The sequence below is a fragment of the Streptomyces sp. NBC_01077 genome, from assembly GCF_045162855.1.
GTDB lineage: Bacteria > Actinomycetota > Actinomycetes > Streptomycetales > Streptomycetaceae > Streptomyces.
Window position 1 is genome coordinate 8997383 of record NZ_CP108669.1, and the last position, 13195, is coordinate 9010577.

Here is a 13195-nt window from a genome sequence, read left to right on the forward strand (position 1 = left end):
GGGGATTACGCACTGTCCGGCTGGGTGGCGCGGTGCGGCGAGGTGGGGGAGCAGGCACGGGGCGCGGCTGATCGGGCGTGGTCACACGACGCGGTTCCTGATCGAGGCACACAGACCCGCCTGACAGCAGGTCAATTCCGTAGACAGCCGGAAGGACAGCCTCCTTGGAGAGTCGGAGCCGCGGACGACCCCGTACGAGGGTGCCTATCAGATGCCCTTGGAGCAGCCCTTCTTCTTCACCGGTCACTCCGAGATGGCCTGCGGCCGGCGAGTTCTGGCGCACCGAAAGCTGGGCCGTGCCCGGAAAGTCCCGCCTGGCGGCGAGCGTCCGTGAGGCTCACGGTTCGTCCGCCTGCCCGTGTACGTCTCACTGAGGAGCTCCGGCGGCCGCGTAGTCCTTGAGGAGGACCCGGAGCCCGCACGGAGGCGGACATTGCGACGGATGGGGAACCTGGGCCTGAGATCAACGTCTTGATCCTCGCGTCGGCTTGATCGTCGAGTCGACCCGAGGAGGTTCTGATGGCAGGTCAGGTGAGTGAGAGGCCGACGATGGCGTCGGCGCCGGAGTACCAAGGGGCTCTGGGGTCGCTGTCGGTGAACGCCTCCCTGCCCGAGGTGCTCGCCCGGGGCGTCCAGGAGCTCCGGGCGGCGGAGCAGGCCGGGGACCGGCGAGAGGCGGCGCGCTGCGGGCTGGCCGTGGCAGAGGCATGCCGCAGGCTCGGGCGGATCGAGGAGGCGGACCGGGCGTGGAAGGCGAGCTATCGGGCGGCGCGTTCGGTCGGTCACGAGGGGGCCATGGCGTGGGCGCTGTGGAGCGGCGGCACACTGGCCCGGCAGCGTGGTGCGCTCAGGCTGGCGTACCGGTTGCTGGGGCTCGCGGCCGAGGCGGGCGAGCGGGGCGGGGACGTCGTCGTGCGGGGCTACTCGCTGGCGGGGCTCGCCGAGACCGGTCGTATACAGGGCGATTACGAGGCCGTGGGGAGGCTGCACGAACAGCTGCTGGCCGAGGCCCGCCGCCGGGGCGAGGCCCGGCACACGGTGTGGGCGCTGGAAGGCATAGCGCAGATGCACCGCAACACGGGCCGCTACGACCAGGCCCTGACCCTGTTCGAGGAGGCGGCCGAAACGGCGTCGCGCGCCGAGGACCGGCGCGGGTGGGCGTGGGCTCTGCGGGGCATCGCCGACGTGGTGTCCGTGCGGGACGGGGACGTCGAGCGGGCCCTGTCGCTGCTGTCGCAGGCGGAGGAGGCGTGCCGGGAGATACGGCTGTCCAGCGCGCTCGCCTACAACCACAAGATGCGCGGCAATGTGCTGTACCGGGCGGGCCGCTACGAGCAGGCCCGTGAACTGTACGCGCAGGCGCTGGAGGAGTTCCGTGAGATGGAGGAGCCGAGGGGGACGGCGCTGTCGCGACTGGGACTGGTCAAGGCCGACGCCCGCCTGGGCCGCGACGCCGCGCACACCGCCGCGGAACTGTCCGACCTGCGCTCGACACTGGACCGCATCGGGTTGAGGCACGCCCGGGACATGGTGGACAAGGCCGCGGCCGAGCTGGGCGTCGGGCGGCTGCCGGACCGTGCCGGAGACGGACCGGGGGCAGCTGGGTCGGTGCTGCCGGCCGTCGGGGCGGAAGCCCTGCAGAAGGCCGACGTGGAGGGGCTGCGGTGAGCGCCCTCCCGATGTCTGCCCGGGCGGTCCGCTCGCCCGCCGGCCCGCCAGGCGCCGTGGCCGTGGCCGCGGTGAGTACCTCGTGTGCTCACGAGGCCTCGGTGACCGTCGTCCTGGGGCGGTGCCGTGAACTGGTCCGGCCAGCCCTGGTGGAGGCGGTGGGCCGGTTGCATCCCTGGACCGGTGAGATGGCGGCGTACGCGCTGGGCTGGGCCGATACGGCCGGGAACCCTGACCCAGGCGCATCCGAGGGCAAGGGACTGCGGCAGGCGCTCGCCGTGCTCGGAGCCGAGGCCGTCGGGGCGGACGGCGCCGACGCCGTCCCGGGCGCCGTGGCCGTCGAACTCGTGCACACCTTCTCCCTGCTCCACGACGACATCATGGATGCCGATGCCCTGCGGCGGCAGCGCCCGGCGGTGTGGAAGGCCTACGGGACCGGCCCGGCCGTTCTGGCCGGGGACGCGCTCCTCGCCCAGGCGGTGACGTGCCTGGCCGAGGTCCCGGGCCACCACACCGCGGCCGCGGTCCGGCGCCTCTGCCAGACCCTGAACACGCTGGTGTCCGGCCAGGCGGAGGACCTGCGCTTCGAGCACCGTCCCTGGTACGGACCCGGCGCGGTCGGGCCGGAACAGTACCGGTCCATGGCCGAGCACAAGACCGGTGCCCTGCTGGGGTGCGCGATCGCGCTCGGCGCGATCCTAGGCGGCGCTCCTGACAGGACCGTGACCGCGCTCGACCGGGCCGGGCGCCATCTCGGCCTCGCCTTTCAGGCGGTGGACGACATCCTCGGCATCTGGGGCGACCCTGGAGTCACCGGAAAGCCCGTCCGCGCCGACCTCCGCCAGGGCAAGAAGACCTACCCGGTCCTCACCGCACTCGCCGGCGGAGGCAAGGCCGCGCACGAACTCGCGGTGCTGCTCGACTCCGGCCGGCAGATCGACGGCGAGACCGCCGAACGCGTCGCAGCGCTCGTGGAGGAGGCCGGCGGGCGGACCGCGACCCGCGAGGAAGCGCGCCGACATCTGGACGCCGCCCGCCGCGCACTGCGAGACGTGTCGCTGACGCACACCGCAGCACAGGAACTGGACGTGCTGTTCACCCACTTGCTCGACCGCACCTGGTGACGCGTGCCGAGCACCCGGACCTGTCGGTGGACTCGGGATCGCATGGGCCGGGACGCACAGATCGGTGAGCGTGAACTGGCCGGCCGCCGGCGTGCAGGGGCAGACGCCGGCGGCGCGCGGGTGCGGCCCGGCTCAGGACGAGTCGAGGGCTCCGCGGGGAATCGCCAGCTCCGTCAGGAGCGCTCCGCCCGGGCGGAGGTTCGTCCAGGTGCCGTACCAGGTCAGGACGGCGATCGCGGAGGTCGGGAACTTGGTCCGTACACGGTCCAGGGCGTCCCCGACCGCCCCCGCTGCCTCGTCCGCCCCCGCTGCCGCGTCCGCCCCGGAGGCGAGCAGCAGGACCAGGTCCTCGAGGCCCGGGTTGTGCCCGACCAGGAGCAAGGTCGCGACCTCGTCGGGTACGCCGTGGAGGACATCGAGCAGTTCTGGGCCGTCCGATCCGTAGAGTCGCGGGTCGTGCCGCGTCGGCACAGGGGTGTCCAGCTCCGCAGCGGCCAGCTCCCAGGTGTGGCGGGCGCGCTGGGCCGGTGAGCACAGGACGAGGTCGGGCAGCCCGCCGGTCCCCGCCAGGAAGCGCCCGGCGGCCGGGGCGTCGCGCAGCCCGCGCGGGCCGAGTGGACGGTCGTGGTCGGCAACCCCCGCCGGCCAGGCGCTCTTGGCGTGCCGCAGGACGAACAGCCGACGCGGTCGGCCGCCGGTCGAGCCGACGTGCTCAGGAGTCTCGGTGGAGGGTGGCACATCCGTGAGCCTACGGGGTGGGTCGCCGAACGGCCATGGACGCTACGGGTACGTCCGCACCAGAGTGCGCCCCGTATGAAGCAGAACGGCACCCCCTCGGGAGGAGGGGCCTCCATCTGACGTCACGACGCGCGGCGCGCCCGGGACGCGAAGGCCGTCACGCGGCGGCGGCGTTCCTCACGGGCCCGGGTGTGGCGGTCCAGTTCCTCCATGAGACGCCGCCCCCGATGATCCGGGTCGAGCTCGTCGAGCACGCGGTCGATCTCGGCCAGCAGCGCCCCGTACAGCTGCCAGTGGTCGGGATCGTCCGCCGCATCGCTCCTCAACAGGCCGGCCGCGCGGTCACGGGCGGCGCGGGCAGCTCCGAGCTCGTCCCCCAGGTGCCCCTCCGCCCTCTCCGAGCCGGTGCTCGAATGCGAGGTGACCAGGACCGCGAAGCTCACGAGAACGTCCGCGAGGTGCCGTACGGTCTCCTGGAGGGCTTCGCCCGTCTCCCTGCGGAAGAGCGCCGCGCCGTGCCGTTCCTTGGCGAGGTCCGTCAGCGTACGGGTGAGGACGCGCAGGACCACCGCACAGATCTCCAGTGTGTCGAGCCCGGTGCGCAGCACGATGCGGTGCAGCACTCCCTCCTTGACCCGCGGGTTCAGGCGGAGGCTGTCCTCCGCCTGACGCAGGGCCGCGTCGACGTCGGCGACGTCGTTGTCCAGCAGCCGTGCCTCGTGGAGACGTGAGACGGCCCGCTCCACGGGCGGGGGTGACGCGCCGGTCTCGGAGCTGCGGGCGGGCTCGGCGAGCTCCTCACCGATGTCGAAGAGCAGCCGGCGCATCCGCCGGGCGAGGTCCACGATCGAGTCCCCCGCGGTGTCCACCCAGACCGGCGGCACGAGCACGACGTTGAACAGAAGCCCGACGACCGCGCCGATCAGGGTCTCGAGGACGCGGTCCCACGCCGTGTTGGCGACTTGGGTGACGCCGAGGACGAGCATCGCGCTGATGGCGACCTCGGGGATGAACTCCTCGACCCGGACGAACCGACCCACGACCAGTGACGCCAGGATGACCAGGGCGAGGCTCCACCAGGTCAGGCCGACGAGTGCGCTGAAGGCGATGGCGATGAGGACACCGACGACAACGGAGGTCACCCGCCGCAGGCTGGTCTTGAGCGTCGAGTACAGCGTCACCTGCACGACGAGCAGGGCGGTCAGAGGGGCCGTCAGCGGCGCGGGCTCGGCGCTGAGCTGGAGGGCGACGACGTAGGACAACGTCGCCGCCGCGGTGGAACGGAGGGTCTGGACCACGAAGGGGTCCCGTCGCCACCGCTGCCACCACGGCCATCGGCTCGGGTGGACGACGAGCCAGTCGGAGGGGTGCGGCATGCGTACTCCTTCTCCGTCGGTGGCGGCCTCCGGGAGGCGCCTTCCCGCCGCCGTGCCGTCGAATCGCGATGCTTCGCGGTGTCGGTCGCGAGCGCGCGCCGACGCGCCGACGATCACCGGTCGAATTGTCCGGTTCTCCGTCGGGGCCGACGGTCGACCGGTCGCCGACGGGCCGACCGACCGGCGGGCGACCGACCGGCGGGCGACCGACCGGCGGGCGGGCGACCGGCGGGCCGGTGGATCGGCAACTGACGGATCGGCGACTGACGGCCCGATGTCCTACCCCGCGGTCCACCAGCCCGCGACCACCCGCAAGCCCCCACGCTCCGCCGCGCCTCCGGCTACCCGTCGGTGTCCCACTGCCCGACCACGCCGGGAAGTTCGACGCGGGAACGGATGCCCAGCCGGGAGAAGACGCTCCTGAGGTGGTGGTCGACCGTCCTGGGGCTCAGGGTCAGCCGGTCGGCGACCTCCCGATTGGTGGCGCCCTCCGCCACGAGGCGGGCGATGCGCTGCTGTTGCGGGGTCAGCCGGCCCCATGCCGAGGGGGACACCGCACCGCCGGAGGTGCCACCGGTGGCCCGCAGCTCGGACCTGGCGTGCGCGGCCCAGCCCTCCGCCGCCGCCCGCTCGAAGGTGACGAGCGCGTCGCGCAGCGGCACGCGCGCGTCACCGGGGCGTCTGCGGCGCCTCAGCCACGTACCGTAGGCGAGCAGTGTGCGGGCGCGTTCGAAGTCGTTGGCGGAGGCGTCGTGACGGCGGACGGCCTCATCGAACCAGTACGCCGGTTCCTCGCCCTGCGCGAGCAACGCCCGGCAGCGGGCCAGCTGCGCCGGTGCCGTGCTGTCGATGCCCTGGGCGGTCCAGACGGCGTACTCCTCGGCCGCCTCGCGGGCCTCGGCCCTCCGGTCTGTCGCGAGGGCCGCCTCCACGAAGCAGGGAACGACCAGCATCCGTAGTGCGAAGTGACCGCTCCGGGGTCCGGTCCGGACGAGCGGAACGAGCCGCGCCGCCGCCTGGGCGGCCAGGCCCCGGCCCAGTTCGCTCCGGGCCAGCGCCCACTCGGCGAGGGTGGCCGCCTGGAGGAGGCCGTGGGGGCGGGCCGTCTCCAGAGCCCGCCCTGCATGCTCCACCACCGACCGTTCGTCGCCCACCACCGAGGCCACCAGGGCCAGAACGGCGTGCTGATGGGCGGCGACGTTGCGCTGCCCCGACAGCTCCGCCGCCCGGAGCCCCTCCCGCGCGGTGCGCGCGGCCCGGCTGTACCGGCCGGCCCGGAGTTCCGCGTAGGCGAGGTGTTCCAGGACGCGCGGCAACAGGGCGGTGCGGCGCTCCGCACGCGCCCGGGCGAGCGCACGGGCGTGGACCCGGGCCGCCGCGGTGGTGTCGCCGAGGACGAGAGCGGCCGATCCCGCTCGCAGCAGCAGTCGCGGATCGTCCTCGGCACCGTCGCGCGCGACCACCCGCGCCAGTGGGGGACGGGCTCGGTCCAGCCGTACGGTGAGGGCAGCGCTCAGACCGTCGGCGAAGTCACGCTCCGTACCCCCGGCGTCCCCGCCTCCGTCGAGGGCGGCCAGGCAGGCAGCCACGTCACCCCCGGACCAGGCGGCCTCCATCGCGAGGAACCGGGCGTCGGACGCCTCGACCGGCGCCCGGTCGCGCAACAGCTCCGCCGCCTGCAGCAGCGCCTCGTGCGCGTCCATGACCGGGCCTCCCGCGAGGGCGGCGAGTCCGCGTACGAGCAGGGCGCGGCCGCGGGCCACCGGGGCGAGGGCGCGCCCGGTGGGGGCGCGACCGAGCCGGTCGGCGCGGTGGTCCTCGCCCCGCTCGAGCGCCGCCCGCGTGGCCACGCGCGCACGAGCCCGTTCGGCTCCGACCGCTCCGACCGCTCCGACCGCTCCGACCGCTCCGACCGCTCCGACCGCTCCGACCGCTCCGACCGCTCCGACCGTGCCAACGGCCTCATGGACGCGGTGGCGCCACACCGCCGGAGCCGAGGCGCGGGCGGCCCGGGCGAGGAACGGATCCTCGAAGCGCAGCACGTCGCCCCTGCGGCGCAGCAGCCCGTCCGCGATCAGTCCGTCCAGAGCCTCGACAGAGGTACGGGTCGCCCGCGAGCAGGCGCGTACGGAGTCCATGTCGACCTCGGACGCCGCGGACCCGCCCGCCTCTCCGGTGCGGTCCGTCAGCGCCACCAGGGCGAGCAGACGGCGGGAGTCCGCGGGCAGACGGTCCAGCAGCCCGCCGTACACCTCGGTGAGGACGGCACCGTCGGCCACCGGGCGCGGCAGGGGCGCGTCACCGGCGAGCTGGGCGGGCGTCAGGCGCCGTGTCACCGCGGCGAGGAGGCCGGGGTGCCCGGCCGTCTCGTCGAACAGCCGGTCCGCGATCGGCGGCGCCGGGGGCGTCGTGCACAGGTCGTCCAGGAGGACCCGGGCACCCTCCCGGGTCAGCCGTCCCAGCCGTACGGCCTCCGCGCCCGGCACGTCGGGGAGCCGATGGTGACGGGCAGCTGAGACGAGCCATCCGGGCCGTGCCGATCCACCCCGCCCTGGGCGTCCGGACCACGGATGCCCGGACGCGCCAAGGCCCACGTCCTGCCAGGCCACGGCGAGCGCGGCACGCGAATGGGCGTCCCACAGATGCAGGTCGTCCAGACAGATCAGCGCCGGCCGGCCTCCGAGGAGTTCGGCCACCGACGCGGCCAGGCCGCTCTCGCCCCGCGCCGACCGCAGCGCTCGTCGCGCGCCCGACGGGGTGGGAGCGAGGGCGGCGAACAGGGCTCGCGCCCCGCTCCACGGCCCACGGTGCTCCGGCGCGGCGACCCGGTATCCGCTGCCGGATGCCGGGTGACGGCCGGTACCGGGGAAGTCGTGGGCCGCGCGCGCGAGAAGCGCCGTGCGTCCCTCGCCCGGATCCCCGGTGACGAACAGGACACCGCCGACGCCCGCGTGAATATGGGCCGACAGACGGGCCACCGCGCCGAGTTCGGCCGTCCGGTCGTACAGCCGCCGGGGCGGGGCAGTGGCGTGCGTCGCTCCGCTCACACTCGCCACGTTACCGAGCCGTAAGGGACGACGGAAGGCTCCCGGGTCTGGACCGTGGCCCAGACCCGGGAGCCGCGTTCTGTGACGGAGCACAGCCGTCAGGAGCCCAGCGGGCAGCTGCCCCGGTACTCCTCGATCGTCAGGCTGGGCCGAGGCAGCGGGCAGAGGAACTGCTCGTAGCGGGTGTCGTCGTCGATGAAGCGCTTCAGCCACGCGATGCTGTACGTGGCGATCGTCGTGTTCGAGGCGTTCGGGGTGAAGTGGGTGGCGCCGTTGAGCTCCAGGTACGCCTTGTCGAGTGAGGCGGGAAGGCTCTCGTAGAAGGGCTCGGAGTGGGTGGCGACGGGGGCGATCGTGTCGCCGTCGGCTCCGATGACGAGGGTGGGCGTGGTGATCTCGGGCCAGGTCTTGTCCGTGTTCCAGGCGGTGAGGGGAACCGCGGCCTTGAGGGACGGCCGGCTCTTGGCGGCCTCAAGGGTTCCGCCACCGCCCATGGAATGCCCCATCACGCCGAGCCGGGACGCGTCGACGCGTCCCCGAACGCTGCTGCGCTGGGTCAGATGGTCGAGCGCGGCGAGGAGCTGCCGTCCGCGGCTGTCGGGCTGGTCGAGCGTGGTCAGCGTGTCGATGGTGAACACCACGAAGCCCTGCGAGGCGAGGCGCGGCCCCAGCCAGGCGATGGAGGACTGCGTCGCGGTGAACCCGGGGGAGATGACCACAGCGCCGAAAGTGCCGTCGCTCATGGACGTCGGGTAGTAGATGGTGCCGCCGCCGAAGCCGGTGACGGAGAGGGAGGAGACGGCGGTCTCGGCGACGGCGTAGGGGCCGCGAAGCGCCTCCACGCTCGCCCGGGTCGGCGCGGGACCACGCTCGTACGGATTGGCCGCGGAGGCGGTGTCGGCCGCCCGGCTGCCGGCATCTCGGGCGTCGGCGGCCTGGACGCCGGGGGCGAGGAGCAAGGCGAGGCAGGCCGCGGTGGCGGTCGCGGCGGATGCAGCGGCAAGGTGTCGTCTCATGACGGAGTCGTCCTCTCGTGTCGTGGGGCGGCCGCTCTCCGGGGAAGCAGGTCGACGGCCGCACCGTGAACTGGCCCCGCCACTGTCCGGTCACCACGACACCCGGGCATCGGCAGAACCACCGGCCTCTGCCCCGCACGGTCCGCGGAGGGTGGACGACAGGGCCGCCGCGCAGGCTGGTCGGACACAGGGGGTACGCGACGCCCTTGAAGAGCAGGAGACCCTCGGTCTCGTCAGGCGAGATCCACTGATGGATCCACGGACGCCGCCCAGATCAACGGGTGAGCCCCACGGCCCGTGCGCTCGACCCAATGCAGCCGGTCCTGGACGATGCGGCGGCGGGTCTCGGGACTGCGCTCCGCCACCCGGTGCAGTACGGCTCGCAGGTGCAGCAGAGTCATCGGAGATGCGGCGGCGGCGATGATGACGTCGTCGACAGCCGTGCGGACGAACCGGTCCCAGTCCGGTGCCGGGACGGTGACGCGTACGGTGCCGTCGGCCTCGGTGACACGGCCGACCTCAAGGTCGCGGTCGGCGAGACGAGTCAGCAGGTCCTCGATGCGGTTCAGGCTCTCCACCGCGGTGGCCGGATCGTTCACGGCCGGGGACAGGGCTCGAAGCGTGATGTCGGCGAGGATCCTGAACGGCAGCTCGGGGTCATGATCGAACGTACGCTCCACTCCGGTCGTCACGGCACCGCGCAGCTCGGACTCGGACACTCGGCCCCCCGTCACCTCGGCCAGTGTCGCGCCCCACGACAGGGTTTCGCCGGTACGGACCCGAAAGGTGATGGAACTGCCGCGCTCCCTCGCCATCCCGACCAGCAGGGGCACGTCGATCCGCTGCACCACGCACGCGACACCCGTCCATCGGACGGGGAGACCGGGCGTCGCGGACGACGCCGGGGGAACCCTCCTCGGGTCGTAGGGCAACGGATACGAAGCGGCGAACACCTGGTAAGCACGCGTGGTGATCGCGGTCAGCGCGTGTGCCAGCTGGATCGAGCTGAACGCTCTCGTCTGCAAGGACCACATCAGGCCCAGCGCCGCCAGCAACAGCATCATGGCGACCGTGGGCACCAGGACCGAGACGCTGCCGCGTGTGCCGATCGCCAGGGCCGCCGTGATGGCGAAGACGAACACTCCGACGGTGACGGCGAACGTGCGCCAGACGACGGGCTCGTCGCGGAACAACCCCAGCCGCGGCGTGAACATGCTGGCGGAGAACTGCACGACCAGGAACAGCATCGAGTAGATGATGCTCACGAGGCTGATGACACCGAACCCGATCGTGAACAGGAACGTCACCACCTGCCCGGCGTCCACCTGCGGCCCGCCTGTCACTTCAGGAACCAGCAGCCCCAGGACGAACCCGGCCGCCGCGCACACCAGCCGGGCCGCACTCTTGCGTCCGGCCCGCGAAAGCTGAGGACCCCCTCCTCCCCGGGCCCGCCCTCGCCCCCACCACCGATGCCTCGCCGGACCATCAGCCGAGCCGGACATGCAAGCCTCGCTTCCCATACCCACGTCAACACGCAGATAGGGATGCAACCATGACGAAAACCCCACAAGGAGCCGCCACGCCCGCCACCCGGCGGCCTTGCTCCGGTTCCCATACCGCGTGCCGCCGCCCATGCGGGTCGTGAGCAGCTGCGCCTAAAGATGGGGCAGAGAGGTACTTCAACCTGCCTGGTTCCCTCGGTCGCAGTGGTACGTGAACGTCGCCGATGACGTGTGACCGGCCGGCGCCGCGATCACGAGGCGCGCCACGGCCTGGTGGGTACCGGGGCCGTGGAAGGTCCACAGGAGGTGGACCCTGGCCTCCTTCTGTCCGCGGGTCAGTCTCTCGTGCAGAGCCCCGGACCGGGTTCCGTCGCTGCGTTCCCAGCGGTACGTGACGGTGCCCGGCCGTCCGTCCGTACGCACCACGCCCACGACGTCGGCCGTGCCGTCGCAGCCGAGTTGTTGCGCGGGCGTGGTGACGGTGACGTCCCGTACCGCGACGCGGGGCCCGTAGTGCTGCCAGGCGAGGAACGCGAGGACGGCGGCGAGGACGACGCCGGCGAGCGCGTAACGCCGGGGCCGGCGGGAGCGGGTGGGTCTCGGCGCGGGGACGCCGGGGAGGGTGCCGTGCCAGATCTGGACCGCCGTGGGCGTGTTCTCGGCGCGTCGTGCGGTGGCCGCGGTCACGCCCGGCCCGAACCGCAGGACCTCGCCCTCCACCCGGTCGGGTGCCGCGTGCGGTGTCGGGTGCTCGAACCAGTGGCTGCCGAGTTCGGTGGCGCTGTAGTCGTCGTCGTTCATGAGATCGTGCACCGCCGGATGAAGACCTGCTGCAGGGAGCCGCCGTTCCCGGCGGCGGGATCGGTGGTCGCGCGCAGTCCCCAGTAGCAACCGGCGCCCCGGACGTCGTGGGCGAGCGTCAGGGTGTAGCGGGTGGCTCCCTCGCGGCGATAGGTCTCGGAGCCGTCGGGAGCACCTGGGGCTCCCTGCTCGTCGCCGGTGAACCACTCGATGTGGATCGTCACCGGACCTGTTCCGTCCGTCGTGACCTCGACGGCGCCCGAGGCGGCCGTCGGTCCGGTCTGGCGCAGGCTCGTGACCGAGACGGCGGTCACGGAGACGGGCGGGGACGTGGGAGCCGTGGTCGGGGGTGTGGTGGTCGGCGTCATGCCGGTGGGTGGAGCGGAAGTCGTCGGTGATGCCGAGTCGGCAGGGGTCGTCGGGGGAGCGGTCGTGGTCGGCGCTGTCGTCGTGCCGTCCGTGGAGGATTCGTCCGGGGTGACGGTCGGCTCGGGGCTCGGCGACGAGGACGGCCCCGGAGTCGTCGCTGTCGTGGGGAGTGTTGCCGTCGGCGACGTATCGGGCTCCGTCGGGGGAGCGTTCGGCCCGGTGCTCGGCCCGGTGCTGGTCGTCGCGAAGGCCTGGGCGGCCTGGTCGCCGTCCGCCTCCTCGCCCCCGGCCCGCGCGGCGAGGGCGAGCAGCAGGGCGAGGACGAGCGCGGCCGCCCCCGCCGGCAGTGCGTGCGGGAGGCGCCACCGGGAGCGGGGCGGCGGGGCGGGCAAGGTGGTGGTGGCGAGTGCGGTCGTGCCCTCCGACGTTCCGCCGGTGGAGGGGAAGAGCAGCGGCAGCAGCGCGGCCAGCGCCGCCAGCCGTCCACGACCCCGTTCCTCCCAGTCCGGTCCGTAGGCGGCCAGGGCGACCGACTCCAGCTCGTTCACGAAAGCGGCCGCGTTCTCCGGCCGTTCGTGCGGCGACTTGGCGAGGCCCCGCCGGATGAGCGGGCGCAGCGGTTCCGGCGCCTGCCCGTCGGGTACGGGCGTGTCCAGGTGCTGTAGCGCGAGCTCGGCGAAATTGTCGCCGGTGAAGGGCTTGTGCCCGGTCAGGCACTCGAAGAAGGTCGCGGTCGCCGCGTAGACGTCGGCTGCAGGTGAGGCGGGCGCGCCGTTCCACTGCTCCGGAGCCATGTAGGCGGGGGTTCCGGCGACTCCCGGTGTGTCGCCCCGGCCGGTCGCGATGCCGAAGTCGACGAGCTTGGACGCTCCGTCGGCGGCCACCAGGACGTTCTCGGGCTTGTAGTCGCGGTGCACGACGCCCGCCCGGTGAGCGGCGGCGAGGCCCAGGAGCGAGCCCTTGAGCACGACGAGAGCCGCCTCGGGACCGGTCGAGCCCTCCCGCGCGAGGAGCGCGCGCAAGGCGACGCCGTCGACCAGCTCCATCACGATGGCCGCGCCCCGCGGAGCCTCGACGTACTCGTAGAACCCGACGACGTACGAACTGTCCAAGGCACCGAGCAGCCGGGCCTCGGACCGGAATCCCCGCACGAACCCCTCGTCCGAGCGGAACCGTTCACTCAGGTACTTCACGGCGACCGGCGTGCCGGTCGCGTCGTGCGTGGCGAGCACCACGCGTCCACTGCCGCCCGCCCCCAGCTCGCGGTCCTCGGTGTACCCCGGAACCACCCATGCGCCCATGCCCGTCCCCCTCGACGCCGTGGCCGACATTCCCCCTCACAGGGACAGATTCTCGCCACGGCCGGTTCCCCGCGGAAGGGGGCAACCCGGGCGCACCGCGTACGGTCGATCATCAGGTCGACGGGGCGAAGTCCGGGGCGGTGACGTCGGCCCCCAGCACGTCGAGCCCGGGCACGGGTGGCGCGCGGAGAAAACGTACGTCGTCATCCACGGCGAGCACGCTCTCACTCCGGCCTCGTGCGGGGCCCGGACC

9 protein-coding genes are annotated in these 13195 nt (G+C 73.3%); 2 read left to right on the forward strand and 7 right to left on the reverse strand.

Features of this window, described 5'->3' with window-relative positions:
• The first annotated feature begins 519 nt into the window (after positions 1 to 519).
• Positions 520 to 1668 (forward strand): tetratricopeptide repeat protein, encoded by a 1149-nt coding sequence (locus OG462_RS40240; protein ID WP_406065770.1) that lies wholly within the window; start codon positions 520 to 522, stop codon positions 1666 to 1668.
• 11 nt (positions 1669 to 1679) lie between these two features.
• Positions 1680 to 2792 carry a polyprenyl synthetase family protein gene (locus OG462_RS40245; protein ID WP_406066894.1) on the forward strand — a complete coding sequence of 371 codons (1113 nt, stop codon included), beginning with the start codon at positions 1680 to 1682 and terminating at the stop codon, positions 2790 to 2792.
• Between the two features lie 132 nt (positions 2793 to 2924).
• Here OG462_RS40245 and OG462_RS40250 read toward each other — a convergent pair whose 3' ends face one another.
• The 7 genes from OG462_RS40250 to OG462_RS40280 all read right to left on the reverse strand — a co-directional run bounded on the left by OG462_RS40250 (position 2925) and on the right by OG462_RS40280 (position 12942).
• Positions 2925 to 3530 (reverse strand): SixA phosphatase family protein, encoded by a 606-nt coding sequence (locus tag OG462_RS40250; RefSeq protein WP_406065772.1) that lies wholly within the window; start codon positions 3528 to 3530, stop codon positions 2925 to 2927.
• A gap of 122 nt (positions 3531 to 3652) precedes the next feature.
• Positions 3653 to 4906, reverse strand: coding sequence for an FUSC family protein (locus OG462_RS40255; protein ID WP_406065774.1), 1254 nt, complete (start codon positions 4904 to 4906; stop codon positions 3653 to 3655).
• A gap of 341 nt (positions 4907 to 5247) precedes the next feature.
• On the reverse strand, positions 5248 to 7953 hold the full coding sequence (locus OG462_RS40260) for a LuxR C-terminal-related transcriptional regulator (RefSeq protein ID WP_406065776.1): 2706 nt from the start codon (positions 7951 to 7953) through the stop codon (positions 5248 to 5250).
• Between the two features lie 98 nt (positions 7954 to 8051).
• Positions 8052 to 8969, reverse strand: coding sequence for an alpha/beta hydrolase family protein (locus tag OG462_RS40265; RefSeq protein WP_406065778.1), 918 nt, complete (start codon positions 8967 to 8969; stop codon positions 8052 to 8054).
• Positions 8970 to 9202: 233 nt separating this feature from the next.
• A complete protein-coding gene (locus OG462_RS40270; protein WP_406065780.1) occupies positions 9203 to 10357 on the reverse strand; it encodes a DUF2254 family protein in 1155 nt (384 codons plus the stop codon).
• 291 nt (positions 10358 to 10648) lie between these two features.
• Entirely contained in the window at positions 10649 to 11272 is a 624-nt protein-coding gene (locus OG462_RS40275) for a hypothetical protein (protein WP_406065781.1), read from the reverse strand.
• Positions 11269 to 12942 carry a serine/threonine-protein kinase gene (locus OG462_RS40280; protein ID WP_406065783.1) on the reverse strand — a complete coding sequence of 558 codons (1674 nt, stop codon included), beginning with the start codon at positions 12940 to 12942 and terminating at the stop codon, positions 11269 to 11271. The genes OG462_RS40275 and OG462_RS40280 overlap by 4 nt, the downstream gene beginning before the upstream one ends.
• Positions 12943 to 13195: the final 253 nt, after the last annotated feature.

What these genes read in the sequence shown, in the direction of transcription:
- OG462_RS40240 (WP_406065770.1), top strand. Translation starts at nt 520, where the DNA reads ATGGCAGGTCAGGTGAGTGAGAGGCCGACGATGGCGTCGGCGCCGGAG.
- OG462_RS40245 (WP_406066894.1), top strand. Translation starts at nt 1,680, where the DNA reads ATGTCTGCCCGGGCGGTCCGCTCGCCCGCCGGCCCGCCAGGCGCCGTG.
- OG462_RS40255 (WP_406065774.1), bottom strand. Translation starts at nt 4,906, where the DNA reads ATGCCGCACCCCTCCGACTGGCTCGTCGTCCACCCGAGCCGATGGCCG.
- OG462_RS40265 (WP_406065778.1), bottom strand. Translation starts at nt 8,969, where the DNA reads ATGAGACGACACCTTGCCGCTGCATCCGCCGCGACCGCCACCGCGGCC.
- OG462_RS40275 (WP_406065781.1), bottom strand. Translation starts at nt 11,272, where the DNA reads ATGAACGACGACGACTACAGCGCCACCGAACTCGGCAGCCACTGGTTC.
- OG462_RS40280 (WP_406065783.1), bottom strand. Translation starts at nt 12,942, where the DNA reads ATGGGCGCATGGGTGGTTCCGGGGTACACCGAGGACCGCGAGCTGGGG.